The organism is Microbacterium sorbitolivorans, from assembly GCF_003327285.1.
Taxonomy (GTDB): Bacteria; Actinomycetota; Actinomycetes; order Actinomycetales; family Microbacteriaceae; genus Microbacterium; species Microbacterium sorbitolivorans.
Genome location: NZ_KZ848475.1, coordinates 364,578 through 384,879 on the forward strand (window position 1 = coordinate 364,578; position 20,302 = coordinate 384,879).

General features: G+C 67.6%; 10 protein-coding genes. 2 read left to right on the plus strand and 8 right to left on the minus strand.

Annotated features, from left to right (window positions below):
• Positions 1–129: 129 nt before the first annotated feature.
• Together recQ and DTO57_RS14570 are read right to left on the minus strand one after the other, a co-directional pair.
• Positions 130–2,118: a DNA helicase RecQ gene (gene recQ / locus DTO57_RS10650; RefSeq protein WP_114118212.1), complete on the minus strand. Its 1,989-nt coding sequence runs from the start codon at positions 2,116–2,118 to the stop codon at positions 130–132.
• 185 nt (positions 2,119–2,303) lie between these two features.
• Entirely contained in the window at positions 2,304–6,086 is a 3,783-nt protein-coding gene (locus DTO57_RS14570; protein ID WP_222843258.1) for a SpaA isopeptide-forming pilin-related protein, read from the minus strand.
• A 703-nt stretch (positions 6,087–6,789) separates the two neighbouring features.
• On the opposite strand from DTO57_RS14570, the gene DTO57_RS10660 reads away from it, so the two are divergent.
• Entirely contained in the window at positions 6,790–9,162 is a 2,373-nt protein-coding gene (locus tag DTO57_RS10660; RefSeq protein ID WP_162785746.1) for a LuxR C-terminal-related transcriptional regulator, read from the plus strand.
• Here DTO57_RS10660 and DTO57_RS10665 read toward each other — a convergent pair.
• From DTO57_RS10665 to DTO57_RS10690, 6 genes are all read right to left on the minus strand, one after another.
• Positions 9,159–10,133, minus strand: a complete 975-nt coding sequence (locus DTO57_RS10665) for a M15 family metallopeptidase (RefSeq protein ID WP_162785747.1) — start codon at positions 10,131–10,133, stop codon at positions 9,159–9,161. The genes DTO57_RS10660 and DTO57_RS10665 overlap by 4 nt on opposite strands.
• A gap of 20 nt (positions 10,134–10,153) precedes the next feature.
• The gene (locus tag DTO57_RS10670; protein ID WP_114118215.1) at positions 10,154–11,077 is read right to left on the minus strand and encodes an aldose 1-epimerase family protein; all 924 of its coding nucleotides are present in this window, start codon (positions 11,075–11,077) and stop codon (positions 10,154–10,156) included.
• A gap of 109 nt (positions 11,078–11,186) precedes the next feature.
• Entirely contained in the window at positions 11,187–13,334 is a 2,148-nt protein-coding gene (locus DTO57_RS10675; RefSeq protein WP_114118216.1) for a DEAD/DEAH box helicase, read from the minus strand.
• A gap of 1,237 nt (positions 13,335–14,571) precedes the next feature.
• Positions 14,572–15,360: an endonuclease domain-containing protein gene (locus DTO57_RS14505; RefSeq protein WP_229730397.1), complete on the minus strand. Its 789-nt coding sequence runs from the start codon at positions 15,358–15,360 to the stop codon at positions 14,572–14,574.
• Between the two features lie 749 nt (positions 15,361–16,109).
• Complete coding sequence (locus tag DTO57_RS10685; protein WP_114118217.1) at positions 16,110–19,310, minus strand: efflux RND transporter permease subunit; 3,201 nt, start codon at positions 19,308–19,310, stop codon at positions 16,110–16,112.
• A gap of 107 nt (positions 19,311–19,417) precedes the next feature.
• Positions 19,418–19,951, minus strand: coding sequence for a universal stress protein (locus tag DTO57_RS10690; protein ID WP_114118218.1), 534 nt, complete (start codon positions 19,949–19,951; stop codon positions 19,418–19,420).
• 151 nt (positions 19,952–20,102) lie between these two features.
• Between DTO57_RS10690 and DTO57_RS10695 the strand changes: the two genes are divergently transcribed.
• On the plus strand, positions 20,103–20,288 hold the full coding sequence (locus tag DTO57_RS10695; RefSeq protein WP_114118219.1) for a DUF3073 domain-containing protein: 186 nt from the start codon (positions 20,103–20,105) through the stop codon (positions 20,286–20,288).
• Positions 20,289–20,302 lie beyond the last annotated feature (14 nt).

Here is a 20,302-nt window from a genome sequence, read left to right on the forward strand (position 1 = left end):
CTGAGGAAATTTAGGATTCCCTTACGCGGCGCGGCCCGCAGAAAACCGCGGGTTACGCCATGTTTCACGCACGATCGGCACGCGAGGGCTACGCGTGCACCCCGCTGTGCACGCCTACCCCCACTCTGTCTATGCGGCCCCGATGACCTCGAGAACCTTCTCGCCGTAGGCATCGAGCTTCTTCTGGCCGACACCGCTGATGCCGCTCATCTGCTCGAGCGTCGACGGACGGTGCTCGGCGAGCGCACGCAGCGTGGCGTCGCCGAACACGATGTATGCCGGCACGCCCTGCTCGCGCGCCTGGCCCGCGCGCCACTCGCGCAGGCTCTCGAACAGGCCCCGGTCGCTCTCGTCGAGGGTGTCGGCGGCGCTCGACTTGCGCGCGACCGCCGGGCGCGACTTGCGCCCGATCACGTCGTGGCGTAGCAGCACGGGCGTCTCGCCCCGCAGTACTCCGGCCGACGCCGGCGTGATCGCGAGGGTGTTGTACTCGCCCTTCGGCGTCAGCAGCCCCATCGCGAGAAGCTGGCGGATCACGCTGCGCCAGTCTTGCTCCGTCAGGTCGTCGCCGATGCCATAAGTACTGAGCTGATCGTGGCGGAAGCGCTGAATGCGGTCGTTCGACTTGCCGCGCAGGATGTCGATAAGGTGCCCGGCACCGAACGACTGCCCGCGCTCGCGGTCGAGCCGCACGATCGTTGACATGAGCTTCTGCGCGGCGACAAGGCCGTCCCACGTCTTCGGCGGCTCGAGGCACGTGTCACAGTTTCCACACGGCTCGGACGACTGGCCGAAGTACTCGAGCAGGTTCTGCCGGCGGCACGCCACTGTCTCGCACAGCGCGAGCATCGCGTCGAGGTGCTGGTTCTGCCGCATCTGCAGGGTGCGGTCTCCCCCGCCCTGCTGAATCATGCGCCGCTGCTGCACGACGTCGCCGAGCCCATACGCCATCCACGCGACGCTCGGCTCGCCATCGCGACCCGCGCGACCCGTCTCCTGGTAGTACCCCTCGACCGACTTCGGCAGGTCGACGTGCGCGACGAAGCGCACATCGGGCTTGTCGATGCCCATGCCGAAGGCGATCGTCGCGACGACCACAACGCCGTCGTCGCGCAGGAAGCGTGACTGGTGCGCCGCGCGAACCTCGGCGGGGAGACCCGCGTGATACGGGATCGCGTCGATGCCCTGCCCCGCGAGGAACGTCGCCGTCTGCTCGACCGACTTTCGGCTGAGGGCGTAGACGATGCCCGCGGACCCCGCCGGCATCGACCGGATGAACTGCAACAGCTGCTTGCGCACCTCGGTCTTCGCCTCGATGCGGTACTGAATGTTCGGCCGGTCGAAGCTCGACACGAAGTGCTTCGCCTGCGACAGGTGCAGTCGCTCGGTGATCTCCTGGTGGGTCTCACGCGTCGCCGTCGCCGTGAGCGCCACGCGCGGAACCCCGGGGAACGCCTCGCCCAGATCGCCCAGCGCCAGGTAGTCGGGGCGGAAGTCGTGACCCCACTGGCTCACACAGTGCGCCTCGTCGATCGCGATGACGCTCAGCGTGCCGCGCTGAAGCAGCGCGCGGGTCGACGGATTCGACAGGCGCTCGGGCGCTACATATATAAGGTCTAGTTCGCCCGCGACATACGCGCGCTCGACCTCGGCGCGCTCCGCGGGATCCTGCGTCGAATTGAGGTACGCGGCCGCAACGCCGTTCGCGCGCAGCGCCTCGACCTGGTCGTGCATCAGCGCGATGAGCGGAGACACCACGAGGCCCGTGCCCTCGCGCACCAGCGCCGGCACCTGGTAACACACGCTCTTACCGCCACCGGTCGGCATCAGCACGATGGCGTCGCCGCCCGAAATCACCTGCTCGACGATCTCGGCCTGGTCGCCGCGGAACGCGTCGTAACCATAGACCGTGCGGAGCGCCTCCAGCCCGCTCGCGTACCGCGACGAGCGCGCGGCGCGCACCGGATCCGCGAAGCTCGCCGGCTCGCCCGCGGGAGCGACGAACGGGTCGGCCCACTCGATCGCGCCGCCGTCGTAGTCGCCGTAGAAGTCTTGCGGCGGCTCTTCGGGCGGGAACCAGCCGTCGTCGGGCTCGGGCGCGTAGCTCGGATCGCTCATGACTCCAGCCTAGGAGCGGGGGCTGACAATCGAGCGGGCTGTGGATAACTGGCGCCCGAACGCAAATGGAGGAGGCCAAGACCCGGATGGATCTTGACCTCCTCCCGGAGCCCACGCTTACGCGGGCCCCGCGTCACCTACTTGTGCCCGCTTGGGGGAGACGAACAAGGTAGGTGAACGCCTGTTTACTGCTGGGTGCGTCGACGGATCGCGTAGACCGCCACACCACCGACCAGCAGCGTCGCGCCCAGCGCACCAAGCGGCAGCGCCATGTCGCCACCCGTCGGGTTCAGCTCGCCCTTCGGCGTCTGCGACGGGGCCGGCGTGGGAGCCGGGGCCGGGTTCGCCGTCGGCGTCGGAGCTGGCTCCGGCGTCGGCTCGTCCGAGGGGGCCGGGCTCGGCTCCTCGGTGGGCTTCGGCTCCGGATCCTCGGTCGGCGCCGGCGACGGGTACTCCGTCGGCCGCGGTTCCGGATCCGCCGTCGGGGTCGGCGACGGAAGATCCGTCGGCTCCGGGGTCGGTTCCTCGGTCGGCGTCGGGACAACCGGCGTCGGATCCGTGGTGGGCTCAGGCGTCGGGGTCGGCTCTTCCGTGGGCTCCGGCGTGGGAGTCTTCGTCGGGGTCGGCTCGTCGGTGGGCTCAGGCGTCGGAGTCGGCTCGTCGGTCGGCTCCGGCGTAGGAGTCGGGTCCTCCGTCGGCGTCGGCTCCGGCGTCTCCGTCGGAGTCGGGTCCGGCGTGGGAGTCGGGTCCTCCGTCGGCGTCGGCGTCGGGGTCGGGTCCTCCGTCGGCGAAGGCGTCGGGGTCGGGTCCTCCGTCGGCGAAGGCGTCGGCTCCGGCGTCTCGGTCGGAGTGGGCTCCGGCGTAGGAGTCGGGTCCTCCGTCGGCGTCGGAGTCGGAGTCGGGTCCGGCGTCGGGTCCGGCGTCGGGGTCGGATCCTCAGTCGGCGTCGGAGTCGGATCCGGCGTCTCAGTCGGCGTCGGCTCCGGCGTCGGCTCGGTGGCCGGGTCATTGGCGATCGTGACGGGGCCCGACGAGCCGTCGGCGCGGATCGTCGCCGTGAAGGTGACGCCTTCCTCCGGCTGTTCGTAGCCCTTCGGCGCCTTGACCTCGGTGATCGTGTAGGTACCGGCGGGAACCTGGTGGTCGGCGGTCTCCGGAACCACGATCGCGCTGTCGCGACCGGTCTTCGGGTCTTCGATCATGATCTGGCCGTCGACGACGAACGCCTCGTCGGTGATCACGGATCCGTCGGGGCCGGTCACCGTGAACCGCGCGGTGCGGTCGGTGATGACCGTGTTCGGGTTGTCGGAGTCGGTCTTCAGAATCTGCAGCGGGTAGCCGTCAGAGCCCGTCACCGTCGCCTGGGCGCTACCGATCTTGTTCGTCGTGCCGACGTTCGCGACGAACTCGTCGGCGTCGGTGTACGAGTCGATGCGCAACTTGAAGTTCACCCACGGGCTCTTGCCGTTAAGCGTCGTCCCCTCGCGCTGCGAGATCGTGACCTTGCCGTCGGTCACGGTCGCCTGCAGGTTGCCATCGAGGTCGACCGTCTGCGACGTGTTGAGCGTGTCGTTGTCGAGGTTCTCGTCGTTCACGAAGCCGAGGAAGGTCGTGCCCTCCGGCAGGTTGTCGACGATGTCGAGGATCGCGCGGTTGGCGTAGCTGCCGTGCGGCAGCACCGAGATGCGGAACACGAACTCGCTCTGCACCGGCAGACCGTCGGCGCCGAGCTCGACGCGCAGGTTCTGCGACCACTCGCCGTCACCGGCGTAGACGTGCTTCTGCACCTCGAGCTCGTTGCCGTATGAGGTCGCGGATCCGGTGGCGTCGTTGACCCACTCGAAACCGTTCTTCGTGCCGCCGACGACCGACGCGCTGTTCGACACGTCGATGGTCTGCTTGCCCTGGACGACGTGCGTCATCAGGGTGAAGGAAATCGAGAGGTGCTTGTTGAGCGCACCTTCCGGCTTTGCCCAGGTGAGCTGCGAGCCGAACGAGTCGCTCGCCTCGAAGACGAGGTCGCCGTCGTCGGCGATCGAGAGATCGAAGTCGTCGCCGGAGAGGCCGTTCTCCCAACCGTAGGAGCCCGTGATCGAGTCCTTGATCGCCGCGAGCGTGTCGTCGGTGACGTTGAACACGTCGTGGTTCACGTGGTCGAGGATCTTCGACTGGCCGAAATCGACGATCGCGTTCTCCGTCAGCGTGAAGGTGAAGGTGACCGGGTACGCCTCGCCCTTCGTCATCTTCGGTAGCTCGCCGACGGTCTTGTTGAAGGCGTTGTCGTCCTTGACCTCTTCGCCGGCATCCTTCGGGATGACGAGGAAGTTCTGGCCGTAGCGGTGGTCGAAGCCGCCGCCCGCGCCGTTGTAGTAGAAGTCGGCCGTGTTCGCGGCCTGGTACTTCTTCGCGATTTTCGCGTCCCAGACGCCCTGTTCGTTGGCGCCCTCGATGCTGACGATCTGGCCGGGGACGGTGAGGATCCACTTCTCGGTGGTGTCCTGGCCGACGTTCACGCGGAAACCGCGCGAGCCATCCTCGCGGTCGAACCACTGGTACGTGCCGACGTAGTCGTCGCCGAAGAAGTCTGCGACGCTGACGCCGGTGGCCTCGGTGAGAGCGCGGGCCTCGCCGTTCACCGTCGCGGTGATTGTGCCGCCGAGAACGATCGCGGGCTGCTCCGGGAAGTCGTTGATGACGACGTTGTGCGAGAGCGCGTAGCGCGTGTCCGCGTACTCCGCGAACTGCGTCAGGTCGGCCTGCAGCGTGTAGGTGACGTCGATCGGCTCGGTGAGCGTCTTGCCGTCCTCATCCAGAGCGATCGTCTGGTCGCCCTGGACATCGACGCTCTTCGCAAACGCGGCACCCGTGTTGGGGCGCGAGTCGCCCGGCACGTTTGCGCCCACACCGAAGCTTCCGGTGGTCTCGCCGGCGCCGTTGATCGTGGCCGAGTTCTTCAGGTCAACGCCGAACCACCCGCCGTTGCCGGTGTTGGCGTCGATGACCTTATCGGCCTGCACCTGCAGCGCGTCCCGGAGCGCGTCGACCTTGTCGGCCGAGACGCTGGCGGTGTAGCTGATCGTCAGAACCGACTGCTCCGGCAGGTCGAGGCCCGAGATCTCGAAGCTCTGGCCGTCGAAGCTCAGGCCCGCGAGGTCGATGTCGTCAACCGACTTGTTGAGGCCGTTCTCGTCCCACGTCGTGAGCTTCGCCGTGAAGCTGCCCTGGTTATAGGCGAGGTACTCAGAGATGGTGTCAGAGACCACGGCGCCGGAGCGCGCGTCGGCCGAGTTGAGCGTGAGGGTGTACGCGACGGTCGCGTCGGTGATTCCGTCCTTCAGCGCCACCTTGCCGGTCTTGGAATCGAACGACACGTACGAACTCAGGTTCTGGTTGTCGACGTTCTTGCGCAGGCTGTTGTCGATGTTCCACGCGAACTGGTCGTCCGGGTCCTTCACGATGACCTCGTCGACGCTCGTCTGGTCGTCGAGACGCCACTCGATCTCCTCGTAGCTCGAGCCCGTCGTGGGCTCGTCGAAGTCGAAGGTGAAGTCGTAGAAGCCCTGGTTGTTCGCGAACGTCTCGCCGAACGTGACGACGAGCTCGTCGCCCTCGCGGACCACGCTGGCGATCGCCTCGTTGTCCTTGAGCGAGAAGTCGACGAGGTCGATCCCGTCGGGAACCCCGATGCGAACCTTCTGCCCCGGCGTGACCTTCGTGAGGTCATACGCGATCGAGGCGGTGTACGACGTACCGGGCTTGACGACGGTGGTGCCGTCGTACGTCTCCCCGCCGTACGTCACCGTCAGCGTGACGCCGTTCGACGTCACGGGCGCCGCAACCGCGGCGGCAGGAACGACGAGGCCCAGAATGGCCACGGCGAACGCGAGCACGGCCGCGAAGGCCGTCTTAAATGATCTGCGGATCCCGCGCTGAGGCAGCACGGAGCCCTCGGAAACGTGTTTGTGCACTGAGTCCCCTCAAAGAATGATGTCGACTTTGGCGCACACCAAAGTCGGCCGCGCTCAACGAGGCCATGCCTCGTCGGCTGCAGGCGAGCGAATCCCCCAATCCGCCCTGGTGTCGGCGCGCGCACAACGTGCGCAACGCTTAGTTCCAGCCTTCCGCACGGCATTGCGCGAACGCTGAAATACGCCCCCTTTTACCCCCGAGTTACCCCTCGGGGTTACGCAACCGTTACCGCCGCAGGAAGCGAGAGGGGTGCGGGGGCTAAGAGCTCCACTTCCTAGCTCCCGCGGGGCGAACCGAGGTTCTGCCCGTGTGCGAGAACCGCAACAGTGGCGGCCTCGCGGTGCGTGGATCCCGCTGAGGGGTCGGGATCCCACGCGAGGTGGCACCAGCATCGGATCCGCGAAAACACGGCGTCCGGAGGTGCACGCTCCACTGTGCCGCACGAATCTCGGGATTCGTCTGACACCCATCGGCCTGGCGCGAAGTTACCCCAGATTTACCCCCATCTCCCTCTCGCAGCGTGAGGCACAAGGGCGAAGAATAGGAGGTTTTTCGGCCCGCGGCGACGCGCATCACCCCGAACCTCCGTACAGTGATCTGTGGGGAAACTTTTTCGTGCCTCCGCGCGTAGCCCGTGCGCGTGGAGGCTTGGACGGAGTGTGTATGCGGGGCGGCCGAGAGAACTATGTTTACGCTACCCATGTGGGGGTACCGCATCTCGTTGTAGTTCGTGGATCCGCCGGGATCGGCAAGACCGATCTCGTGCGTCGATGGACGTCGAACCTGCCCGGCGCGGCCGTGCTCTGGCCTCACATCACGCCGCCGCGGAACGCGCATAATTTCTGGATGCGCGTCATCACGCAGCTTCACGCGCGCGGCTGGATCAACGATCAGGAGCTGTTCGCCGCGATAGAGCGCGCGGGCGCACCCGATGCCAACATCCGCGACATCACGGGCGAGGTGCTCGGGCTTGTATCCGAGGCGCCCGTTCTCGTGATCGACGACCTACACGGCGTGCTCGACGACGGCATCTACCTCGAGATCCTCGGCGACCTCGCCGCCTTCCTACATGGCAACGAGCGCATGCGCGCCATCATCGTCGAGACCACCCCGTCCGATCTCGAGTCGATCGATCTGCCGAAGCACATCGTCGTCGACGAGTCGTATCTCCCGCCCGTCGCGTTCCTCGGCGAGGTCGCCGACAACCGGATCCGCTACCGCTCCCCCGCGCCCGGCCTGCGCACCCTCGTGCAGGATCCGGCGCGGCTGCGCGACGCGTGCGTCGCCGCGATCCCGCACGAGATCGACGCCGAGACGGCGTCGCTGCTCACGGGCCGCGACGGATCCGCGCTGCTCGAGACCTTCGCGCGCTGGGGTCTCGGATCCGTTCAGACGGCCGGCTGCGCAACGCGATTCGTGTTCCGCACGGAGGTGCGCGCCGAGGCGATCGCCGAGCTGCGGAGCTCATGGCCCGACGCTCTGAAGGTCGCGGCACAGCAGCTCGCGGCGCTCGCGGCATCGCACGAGCACTGGGAACTCGCGTTCGAGTACGCGCTCCTCTCCGACGACGCGGCACTCATCACGCGCGTCGGTCTGCGGGTGCGCCCGTTCCCCATCGAGCTCACGCCGGATGTGCTCGAGGCCGTCGCCGCGATCCCGCTCGCCCAGGTCCGCGCGAACCCGCTGTTGAGCCTGCTCGCCGCCGCGTCAGCCGATTACCTCCCGCGCCCCGACCAGTCGGCGATCGAGCTCTACCGCCACACGGCCGATGCGGCGCACAACGTGCGTCGCGGATCCAGCGCGACCGAGCGGCTCGTCATGCTCGGCATCGAGTCGTTCGCGCTACGCCGGGCGGGGAACATGACCGCCGCGGTGAGCACGGCGCAGGCCTTCGGCGAGCGTGCCCAGTCAATGGCCGCCGAGCATGCCGTTGATCCCGACCTCGCTCACATCTTCGCGAACTTCGCGTATCAGGCCGCCGTCACCCTCGTCATGGGTGACGAGTTCGCGGGCGCCCTATTGCTTCTGCGCGCCCTCGAGCACTACGCCCTCGCCAACGGACTCGACGCATCGCGGCAGTTCGCCCTCGCGGCCCTCGGGTTTCTCGAGGCGCTGAGCGGCGCGATCCCCTCGGCGAAGGCGCTTGCGCGCGCCCTCGACGCACCACCCGCCCCGGTGGTGGATCGCTCGCGCAGCTACCACGCCTTCGTCGACGCCGCCGCCGTGATCCGGGCCGGAATGGTCGGCGACTTCTCGGCGCTCCAGCGCGCGGTCGCGACGTTCCGCGCTCGGCCGCACGAGATGCTGTGGGACATCCTGCTCTTCGGCGAGGTTCTGCTCGACATCGCCGGCGGAAACGCGGGCGCGGCGCGCGTGCGCTTCGACGAGGCGGTCGGCGCGAACCTCGGCCCGTCAACAAGCCGCACGACGACCCGCCGCGCGAGCTACATCCGCGCCGTGCTCGTGTTGCTCGGCGAGAATCCGCGCCTACTCAGCAACACCGGATCCCGCATGAAGGATGACCCCGCGTCGCTCGCATTCAGCGCCGGGCGCGACATCGACCAGGGCGACATCGAGGCGGCGTCGGCCAAGCTCAGCAAGGCCGCCGCCGGCGCGCGCACGCCGCTGCAGGAGCACGTCGTGTTCACGATGCTCGCGCGCCTCGGCATCGCCGAGAACGATGCCGACAGCACACGCGACTCCGCGAGTCACCTGCTGGTGCTCGCCCGCACCCACAAGCTACGGATCGCGTTCGCCCTGCTCTCCGACGACGAGCGGATCCGGATCCTCGAATCGCTCGGCTCGCCAGCCGAGCTCCGCGCCGCGTTCGCGGTCACGCACCCGCTCTCGAACGAGAGCGTCGCGTCGAACGCCACGATCCTCACGGCGCGTCAGCTCATCGTGATCCGCGCGCTCGCCGAAACCGGGAGCCGCCAGGAGGTCGCGAGGCGCCTCTTCCTCTCGCCCGGAACCGTCAAGGCCCACCTACGCGCGATCTACAAGAAGCTCGACGCCCACAACGAGGCCGAGGCGCTCTACCGCGCCGCCGCCCTCGGGCTGTTGCAGAAGGACTAGCTGGCGTACTCGGTGGCCGCCGGGAGACCCCAGAAGTCTTCGTAGGTCTCGTAGCCGCCGTCGACGTACGCCTTGGCGAGCTCGACGCCCACGTAGCGCAGGTGCCAGGGCTCCGACTCGTAGCCGGTCGTCTCGGATCCGTGCTCGCCGTATCGCACGATGAAACCGTACTTCCAGGCGTTCTCGTCGACCCACTGGCCCTGCGGCGTCGCGCCGAAGTCGTAGATCGTGCCGCACGACTGCCCCTCGCACGAGACGAGGTCGGCCGCGAGGCCCAGCTGGTGCTCGCTATAGCCGGGGCGCGCCGAGGTCTGCTCGGCCGCCTCCTCGCCCATCTGGTCGACGAGCGAGTCGTGCGCCGAGCCCTGCGAGGTGTAGTCGCGGTAGCCGCTGAACAGGCCGATCTGGCCCTGGCCCGCCGCGTCGACGGCGGTCGCGAGCTCGTCGAGGGCGTCTGCGGCGGCCTGCGTCAGGGTCGCCCCGATGGGGCTGTACAGCGCCGGCGACACCGTGGCGGGCGCGAAGTCGATCGGCTCGATCGGGCGCTGCTTGTTCACCACGACCCACGACCACGCGGGGTGGTTCAGCGCGATGCAGCCGTCCGCTGCGCCCGAGACGACGCCCTCGCGGAACGCCTCGCCGCCGCCCGCCGCGACCACGACCGCCTCGGCATCGCCCGAGTCGATCGCGGCGCGCACGGCGTCGTTGCAGAAATCTTCGTCTACCGGATCCGCTGTCGCTGTCGGCTCCGCCGACGGATCCGTCGTCGGTTGCGCGGTCGGCGCCGCCGCCGCCGACGGCTGCGGGGCCGCGCCCGCGGATCCGGCCCCCGTCGTGAGCGCCGCGCCCGCGACGATCATCACGCACGCCGACACCGCCGACGCGATCGTGACGGTCGCTCGGCGGCGTCGCCGTTCCGCGCGGCGCAAGGCCTGCGCACGCCGAACGTCGGAACGAAGCGGGGAAGTCATCCCTTTATTGTTACCCCGAATCAGCTCGAGAAGCTGACACCCCAACTAACATTCCAGCTCGCGCCGGGCTCGAGCCACGTGAGGTTATCGCCCGAGTTGAACGCGTCGGTCGGGATGGTCATCGGCTCGATCGCGACCGCGTAGTCCTGACCGGGATAATTCGAGGTCGTGTATACCTGCAGGTAGTCGAAGTTCTCGTCCTGCCAGACCGAGACCTTCTTGCCGTCGGCCGACGCGAGCGTCGTCACGGCGCGGCCCTCGTCGTCGCGCTCGAGGCCCGCGAAGCCCGTGTCGAGCGAGACGTCGCCGAGGCGGCGGCCCTCGCGCAGATCGGTGTTGCCTTCGACATCGCGCTCGGCGGTCGGGAGCAGGCGCTCGTCGACCTCGTAGAAGCGCGAGGCGGGCAGGGTCAGGGTCAGCTCGCGCGGATCCTCGCCACCGATGTGGAAGAAGGGGTGCGTTCCGACGCCCACCGGCGCCGACTTGTCGCCCACGTTCGTGAGCGTGTGCGTGACCGTGATGCCATCGTCGGTGAGGGCGTACTCGACCTGCGTGATGAGGGCGAAGGGGTAGCCGTTCTGCGGCACGACCGTCGCCGTCAGCGTCGCCTTGTCGTCCTGCGCGTCGACCACGTAGGGCGTGAAGCGCAGCAGGCCGTGGATCGCGTTGTCGAGATCCGGCTCCGTCAGGGCGAGCTCCTGCTCGTACTCGTTGCCGTGCGGATCCGTCTGCTTCCAGATGCCGTCCGCGATGCGGTTCGGCCACGGCACGAGAACCGTGCCCGAGCACGACGGCGCCCTCGTTCCCTCGGGGAACGGGGTCACGATGCTCACGCCGTTGACGGTGAGGCCGCGAAGGCTCGCGCCGACCTGCGCGATGTGCGCGGTGACGTCACCCTTCGAGAGGAGAATCTGCTGGCCGGTGGGATCCACGGGAGTATGCATGGATCCATTGTTGCGTATTTTTGGTCTGCGGTTTTTGATACGCGAAAGGGCGGGGTCTCCCCCGCCCTTCCGTGTTGCTGCTTGCTTGCTGCTTTGTTTGCTGCTTTGTTTAGCGCGTCAGCTCTTCGATGCGCTCGTCACCGGGCTGCACGTCGTGGAACGGGGCCTCGATCTCGGCGCGGTCGAGCAGCTCGCTCATGCGGCGGCGGCGGTTGCGCGGGATCAGCGTAACGACCCGACCCGAGCGGCCGGCGCGGCCCGTACGACCGGCGCGGTGCATGTAAGTCTTGTACTCGTCCGGCGCATCGGCCTGCACGACCAGGTCGACGTCGTCGACGTGGATACCGCGGGCCGCGACGTCGGTCGCGACGAGCACCTGGATGTTGCCCTTCGAGAAGCGCTCGATGTTGCGCGTGCGCTTCGCCTGGTTCAGGTCACCGTGCAGCGCGATCGCGCGCAGACCGTTGTCTTCGAACTGCTCGACCAGCTGGTCGGCGAAGGCACGGGTGCGGCTGAAGATGATCGTGCGGCCGTCGCGGTCGGCGAGCTGCTCGAGCACGTCGCGCTTCGAGCGCTGGTCGACGACGAAGACCTGGTGGTCGATCGTGCCGGTCGCCTGGTCCTCACCCGCGACCTCGTAGACCTGCGGGTCCTTGAGGAACTCGTCGACAAGCGCCGAGACCTCGCGGTCGAGCGTCGCCGAGAAGAGCAGCTTCTGGCCGTCGGCCTTCGTCAGGCGCAGGATCTCCTGCACGGGCTCGAGGAAGCCGAGCTCGCACATGTGGTCGGCCTCATCGAGGACGGCGATCTGGATCTGGCTCAGGTCAAGCTTGCCCTGGCGCTCGAGGTCCTGGATACGGCCCGGCGTACCGATGACGATGTCGACGCCCTTCTTGAGCGCACCGACCTGCTTGCCCTGGGGCACGCCGCCGTACACCTGCGTCGTGAACAGGCCGACGCTACGCGCAAGAAGCTGCACGGTGCGGTCGATCTGCAGCGCGAGCTCGCGCGTCGGGGCCAGGATCAGCGCCTGCGGCGAGCGGCCGTACGCGCGCTCCTTGCCCTTGCGGGCGCGAAGGAGGGCCTCCACGAGGGGCGCGCCGAACGCGATCGTCTTACCGGATCCGGTGCGACCGCGACCCAGAACGTCCTTACCCTCGATGATCGGACCGGCCGTGGCCGCCTGAATCGGGAAGGGCTTGTCGGCACCCATGCCTGCGAGGGCACGGACGATGTTGTCACCCAGGCCGAGGTCAGCGAAGGTCTGGCCCTCTACCTCTTCGGCGGCAACGGCCTCAGACTCGAGGCGCTCGTGCACGACGTCGATGCGCTCTTCCTGCGCGGCCGAACGCTGCGGGGCAGCGTCGCGGCGCTCCTGCCAGGCGCGCTCGCCGGCGTTCTGCTCGCGCGGGGTGCGCTCGATCGTCTCGTCGCGGTTGTCGCGCTTCTCGAAACGGTTGTCGCGGTTCTCGAACCGGTTGTCGCGGTTGTAGCCGCCGCGGTTCTCGTCACGGTTTCCGCGGTAGCCACCGCGGTTGTCGTCGCGGTTACCGCGGAAGCCACCGCGGTTGTCGTCGCGGTTAAAGTTGCGGTCGCCGCGGTAGCCGCCGCGGTTCTCGTCGCGGTTTCCGCGGAAGCCGCCGCGGTTCTCGTCGCGGTTACCGCGGAAGCCACCGCGGTTGTCGTCACGGTTACCGCGGAAGCCGCCGCGGTTCTCGTCGCGGTTTCCGCGGTAGCCACCACGGTTGTCGTCGCGGTTGTATCCACCGCGGTTGTCGCGGTCGCCGCCGCGGAAACCACCGCGATCGTTGCGGTCGAACGAACGGCCGCCGCGCTCGCCGTCGAAGCGACGCTCACCGCGGTCTTCGAAGCGGCGTCCGCCACGGTTGTCGTCGCGGTTGCCGCGGAATCCACCGTTGTCACGGTCGCCACGGTAGCCACCGCGGTTATCGTCGCGGTTGTATCCACCACGGTTGTTGTCGCGGCCGTATCCGCCACGGTTCTCGTCGCGGTTGAACCCACCACGGTTGTCGCGGTTGTAACCACCGCGGTTGTTGTCGCGGTCACCGCGGTAGCCACCACGGTTCTCATCGCGGTTGAACCCACCACGCTCGCCGCGGTTGAAACCGCCCTCGCGGGATCCGCCCTGGCGCTGGTCGCGGTCGTCGCGGTTCCAGCGCGGCTTGCGGTCGCCGGCGTACTTGGGGTCGAAGTTCTTAGCGGGACGTCCGCCTGCGGGCTTCTTGTTTTTAGGCATGCGAAATTAACGCACCTTCCGTAGGTGTTATGCGGCCACGACAGGACACATAAACACCCACGCACACTACGTGGCATCCCTCAGCCGACCTTTCTACGTTACCGTCCTGATCTGGGAAACCCCGGGGTAGTCCCTGGCCTTGCGTCGTACATCGTGCCCGATCTGCGGAGTTGACCCCGATCTGCGGAGATTTCGCGGGGGTGCCTCCGCAGTACGGGGCCAAGTCCGCGGATCCGGGTCTGCAGCGAGCGCGTGGGGCCGCACCTGTGCGACCCCCACCTGCGGAGATGACCCCGAACTGCGGAGCTATCTCGGGGTTGCTTCCGCAGATCGGGACCACCTCCGCGGATCGGCGCCAACAGCGAGCGCGCAGCCCCGCCCCGGAGGCGCTCCTGCGAGCCCCAACTGCGGACATGACCCCTAACTACGGACTTATCCCTCGGGTCTCTCCGCAGTACGGGACCACCTCCGCGGATCGGGGCCAACGGCCAGCGCGCGGGCGTACCCCGGATGTCCCCCTGCTATTCCCTAGCTGCGGAGATGACCCCTAACTACGGAGTTATCTCGGGGTTGCTTCCGCAGTAAGGGACCACCTCCGCGGATCCGGACCAACAGCGAGCGCAGCCCCAACGCGGAGGCGCTCCTGCGAGCCCCAACTGCGGACATGCCCCCGAACTGCGGAGGTTTCGCGGGATCCCCTCCGCCGCAAGGGACCACCTCCGCAGATGGGGACCAACGGCGAGCGCGTGGGCCCATCCCGGCGACACCCCTGCGACCCCCAACTGCGGAGTTAACCCCTAGTTGCGGAGGTTTCGCGGGGTTCTCTCCGCAGCAAGGGACCAGGTCCGCAGATGCGGACCAGTAGCCAGCGCGCGGCCCCAACCCGGACACCCCCTGCGACCCCTAGCCGCGGAGATGATCCCGAACTACGGAGTTATCCCGAGGTCCCATCCGCAGCACGGGACCATGTCCGCGGATCCGGACCGGCGGCGAGCGGGTGGGCACGCGCCGGCGACGCCCCGGAGAGCCCCAACTGCGGAAATGACCCCAAACTGCGGACTTTTCTAGGGGGATCTGTCCGCAGTAAGGGACCACCTCCGCAGATCGGGGGCAACGGCCAGCGCGCGGCCTCGCCCCGGATGTACCCCCGCTATTCCCTAGCTGCGGAGATGACCCCTAACTACGGAAATATCCCGGGGTTACCTCCGCAGATCGGGGTCAGATCCGCAGGACGGGGTCAGTGTTTGGCGAGGTGGAGGCCGTGCGCGATGGCGTCCAGGATGAGTTCCTGCACACGGGGCCAGTCATTCATGAGCTGCCAGTAGGTGACGCGAATCGGGTGGTAGCCCGCGAGCCTCAGCTGCGCGTCGTGCTCGTTGTCGCTCGCGCGCTGCGCATCGACGTGATGCCCGCCGTCGACCTGGATCACCAGCCGATCGCCGATCAGAAGATCGACGCGGTGCCCCAGGATCCACGTCTGCCGACGCATCGGCAAGCCGAGCCAGGTCAGCCTGTGGAAGAGGATCGACTCCGTGCCGGCGTCCGCATAGGGCCGGGCGGCTTCGAGCACAGCGAGGGTTCGCGGCCGCAATGGCAGCAGCCGCAATGCATCGGGTTTCGCGACGCCCAAGCGAAGCCCCGACTCCCAGATCGTCACAGCTTCCTCGAACGGACGGCACTCTGCGACGGCCAGCAGCACATTCGTGGGAGAGTCGACCAACTTCCCCGGCTGGCGGGGCACGATGGGCTCGTTCCAGTGCACCCTCGCGGGCTGCGTAAGGATCGGATGGGCGTGTGGCGCGGCCGCCAGGTGCGGCTTCTTCTCGCCCACATCCCACCAATCCAAGTACGCGGCTGCCGTGACGCACGTGATCACGACGCGCGCCGCCGCCGCGTTGATCAGCATCGGATCCGCTCCCGGCAACGCGACCCATCCCTTGCTCGGCCGGATAAGGATCCCCGCCGCGACCGCGCGTTTGATGCGCGTCAGCGAGATACCGAGCTTCACGAGCTGTGCGGTGAGCATGACGCCGCCACCGCGTCGAATGATGCCTACGAGTTCCATGCCCTCGATCGTGCGCGAGGGCCGCCGCCGCTCGCTCGCCGGATCCGCGAATTGTGGACAAAATCCGCGATCTCCGCCCCTGTGAATTGTTTGCGGGGCCGGGATCGAGGGGCTTCGCCGTGGTCCCGAACCACGGACCTGACCCCCATCTGCGGAGCAGCCGGGGATCCGGATCCGCAGTTCGGGGTCAGATCCGCAATTGCGGGTCGGGGCGCAGGGGGGGGTGAGCCCTAACTGCGGAAGTGACCCCCAAGTGCGGAGCACAGGGCCAGAAAGATCCGCAGTACCGGGTCAGATCCGCAGATTTGGGTCGGGCGCAGGGGTGAGCCCTAACTGCGGAAGTGACCCCCAAGTGCGGAGCACAGGGCCAAGAAGATCCGCAGTACCGGGTCAGGCCCGCAGATTTGGGGCGGGCGCAGGGGTGAGCCCTAACTGCGGAAGTGAGCCCCAAGTGCGGAGCACAGGACCAAGAAGACCCGCAGCACGGGGTCAGATCCGCAGATGCAGGTCGAGGCACAGGGGGCGAGCCCTAACTGCGGAAATGGCCCCTATGTGCGGAGCATTGGGCCAAGAAGATCCGCAGTATGGGGTCATCTCAGCAGGTGCGGGTCGCGGCACACAGGGTGAGCCCTATCCACGGAGATGGCCCCGAACTGCGGAGGGATCCCGGAGGGGAGTCCGCAGTTCGGGGCCAATACCGAAGAATGGGCTCAGCGACGCCGGCGGCGCAGCTGGGGCGCCGTGATCACCCCGCCATCGCCGGGCGTGGGCTCACCCGAGACACCCGAACCCGCCGCAGGATCCACGGGGGCGTCGCCGCGGCGGGCCGCGCGGCGCTCCTTGGCACCCTCGACGAGGTTGAAGAGGGTCGGCAGCACGATCAGCGTCAGGAAGGTCGACGACACGAGGCCACCGATCACGACGATCGCGAGGGGCTGCGAGATGAATCCGCCGTGGCCCGTGATGCCGATCGCCATCGGCGTGAGCGCGAAGATCGTCGCGAGCGCCGTCATGAGGATCGGGCGCAGACGCATCGAGGCCCCCGCGAGGGTCGCGTCGTGCACGTTCAGCCCGTGATGCGAGCGGTACTGGTTCACGAGGTCGATGAGAACGATGGCGTTCGTCACGACGATACCGATCAGCATCAGCACGCCGATGAGCGAGGCAACGTCGAGCGGCACGCCCGTGATGACCTGCAGCAGAATCGCGCCCGTCGCCGCGAACGGCACCGACACGAGCAGCAGCAGCGGCTGGCGCAGCGACTTGAACGTGGCGACCATCACGATGTAAATGATGAGGATCGCCGCGAGCATCGCGAGGCCCAGCTGGCTGAAGGCGTCGGCCTGGTCCTCGGCCACGCCGCCCATCGTGGCGCGGGCGCCGTCGGGCAGGTCGACATCGTCGAGCGCGGCCTGCACCGACGCCGTCGCGGTCTGGAGGTTGTCGGTCGCGGGCGTGATCGTCACGGTCGCGGTGCGCTGGCCGCCCTGCGTCGAGATCGACGCGGGGCTCGTCGACTGCTCGACCGTCGCGATCGACTGCAGCTCGACGACGCCCGCGGCGGTCGGGATCGGCATCTTGCGCAGCTCGTCGACGGTCGCCGGCGGCTGGTCGCTCTGCAGGTAGATCGTGAGCGAGGATCCGTCGATCTCGACCGTGCCGGCCTCGGCGGGCTGCATGGTCGCGTTCACGAGCGCACCGACGGTCGCCTCGCTGAGGCCCGCCTCGGCGGCCTTCGCGCGATCGACGTCAACCGAGATGTAGGGCATATCGGCCTCGAGCGAGTTCGTCGGATCCTCGATGCCGTCGCGGCCCTGGAGCGCCTCGGTCACGGCCTCGGTGGCCGAACGCAGCGTCTCGTCGTCGGCGGCCTCGACCGTGACGGTGATGTCGCTCGACGTTCCCATGCCCGCCGCGGCCTGCACCGAGATGTCGCCCGCGTCGAGCTCGTCGAGAGCCTTCGTCACGTCGTCCTGCACCGTCGCCTGGTCGGCGTCGGCGTCGGTCATGATCGAGTACGTGATCCCGGATCCGGTGAGGAGCCCGGCCATCCCGCCCGTGCTGGATCCGATGGTCACCTGCACGGTGTCGACTCCGTCGACGCCCTGCAGGACATCCTCGACCTTCTTGGCCGCCTCGTCCTGCGCGTCGAGCGACGCGGACTCGCCGATGTCCTGCGTGACCGTCAGCGAGTTCTGGCCCATGTCGCCGAGGAAGCTGATCTTCATGAGCGGCGCGAGGAATCCGGTGCCGATCAGGACGATGACGGCGATGCCGAGCGTCGACCAGGAGTGCTTGAGCGTCCACGACAGGATTGGCTGGTACGCCTTCTGCAGCCTGGTCTTCGGGGCGTCGGGGTGCTCGGGATCGATCGGGATGCCGGCCGCAGTCAGCAGCTGCTTGCCCGGCTTCATGAACCAGTACGCGAGCACCGGCACGATCGTCAGCGACACGAGCAGCGACGCCAGCATGGCGATCGTCACCGTCATCGCGAACGGACGGAACAGCTCGCCCACCATGTCGCCCACGAAGGCGATCGGCAAGAACACCGCCACGGTCGTCACGGTCGACGCCGTCACGGCGCCCGCGACCTCGCGCACGGCGAGGCGGATCGCGTCGCCCTTATCGGTGCCCTCGACGTAGTGCCGCTTGATGTTCTCGATGACGACGATCGAGTCGTCGACGACGCGACCGATCGAGATCGTCAGCGCGCCGAGCGTCAGCATGTTCAGCGAGTAGCCGAACGCCTGCATGCTCGCGAAGGTCACGAGCACGCTCGTCGGGATCGAGATCGCCGTCACGAGCGTCGACCGGATCGACATCAGGAAGATCAGGATCACGACGACCGCGAACACGAGGCCGAGGAGGCCCTCGGTCGCGAGCGTCTCGATCGAGTCGGTGATGAACGGCGCCTGATCGAACACGACCGTGAACTCGACGCCCGGCAGCTGCTCGCCCGCCGTGTCGAGGGCGTCGAGCACGCCGGCCGAGACGCTCACGGTGTTGCCGGTCGGGAGCTTCGTGACCGCGATCGAGATCGCGTCCTCGCCGTTCACGCGGGAGATCGACGTGGTCGGGTCGTCCTCGAGCTCGACGCTCGCGACGTCGGCGATCGTGTAGTTCTGGGTGGGCAGCACCTGCCCCGTCAGCGGATCCACCTGCGTGACGGCCGACGAGACGAGCGGCAGCTCGCGCAGCTCGTCGATCGAGCCGATCTTGACGCCGGTCTGCACCGTGAGGGTCTCGCCGTCTTCGGTGATCTCGCCGCCGGGGAAGAGGCTACCGTTCTGCTGCAGGGCATCGGAGATGGCCTGCTGGGTGAGGCCCGCGGCCGCGAGCTTCTCCGTGTCCGGGACGATCGTGATCCGCTGACCCGCGGCGCCCGCGATCGACGCGGTGCCGACGCCTTCGACGTCTTCGATCGCCGGGATCACGAGATCCTCGAGCTGCTCCTGCGCCTTCGCCGGGTCGTCGAAGCCCGACACCGCGACCTGCACGACCGGCAGCTCGTCGAGCGAGAGCGCGACGACCTGCGGATCCACGGAGCTCGGCAGCTGGCTCGAGATGCGGTTGATCGCCTGCTGCATCTTCTGCTCGGCGGTCGCCATGTCGGTGCCGTAGTCGAACATCGCCTGCACCATCGACACGTTCGACGAGCTCGTCGCCGACGAGGTGTCGAGGCCGGGCACCGTCTGGATCGCCTCTTCGATCGGGGTCGAGACGTCGGCCTCGACGACGTCCGGCGAGGCGCCGGGGTACGTCGTCATCACGATGAGCGCCGGCAGCTCGACCGACGGCATCAGCTCTTGCTTCAGGTTCGTGAGGCTAAAACCGCCCACGATGGCCACGCAGATCGTGATGAGCGCGATCAACGCGCGATTCTTCAAACTGAGAACAGAGAGTTTCGACACAGACTTCCCCGGGATTCAATACAGACGTGTATCGGCCCGCTCAGTTTCCCATGGGGAGGCTATGCCCGACCTTTCGATCAGGTGAAGATCAGACCACGGTATGAATTTTACGCCTCGTCGAAGATCGGGGCCTCGTCGTCGATCGGCTCGCCGAGCGGCACGACCAGCAGCGGGCGGTGCTGCCGGTGCGAGAGCCTCGCGGCGACGGATCCGGTGAAAAACTCGCGAAGCGACTCGCCGAAACCGCGCTTGCGGGTGCCGACGACAATGAGGGGCGCGTCGATCTTGTTGGCGTAGTGCTTGATCGCGAGCGCCGGGTCGCCGACGAGCTGAACCGTGGTCCACTCGACGCTCTGCTTCGAGAGCACCTCGGCGACGCGCTTTTGCACCTCGGCGAGTTCCTCCGCGCCGGCGTCGACGTTGATGTCGATGGGCGCGGTGTGTGGCGCACCATCCGGATCCTCGTAGGTCACGAAGCGCGTGACGTCGACGTGCACGACCACGAGCGGAACTCCGAGCATGTTCGCATAATGCGCGGCCTCGGTCACGACGCGGGCGGGCTGATCAGGGATAATCGCCGCAATGACGGCCCCGTGAAGGTCTTTTTCTACGGCCTGCTGGCCGCCTGAGATCTCGGACATCGGCGTCACACCTCCCGCTTTCGGAGCCTCCGGTTCGGGCCCCGTGGTATCCTAAAGCTTACTCTTTCCGGTCTTTTACCGGGTGCCATGTAAGCATGTATCTGAATAGGGTTCATTCCTACAGATCAACGTTTAAGGGGGTCGACGCGCTATGGGGCGTGGCCGTCAGAAGGCGAAGCACACAAAGCTCGCTCGTGAACTGAAGTCGTTTAGTCCGAACGTGGACTATGCGGCGCTCGAGCGTGAACTCACGCACAGTACAGACGACCAATACGTCGACCGCTGGGCCGACATGTACGACAACGAAGATGAGGACGACGAGCCCGCGAGGGTCTAACGTCACTCATCACT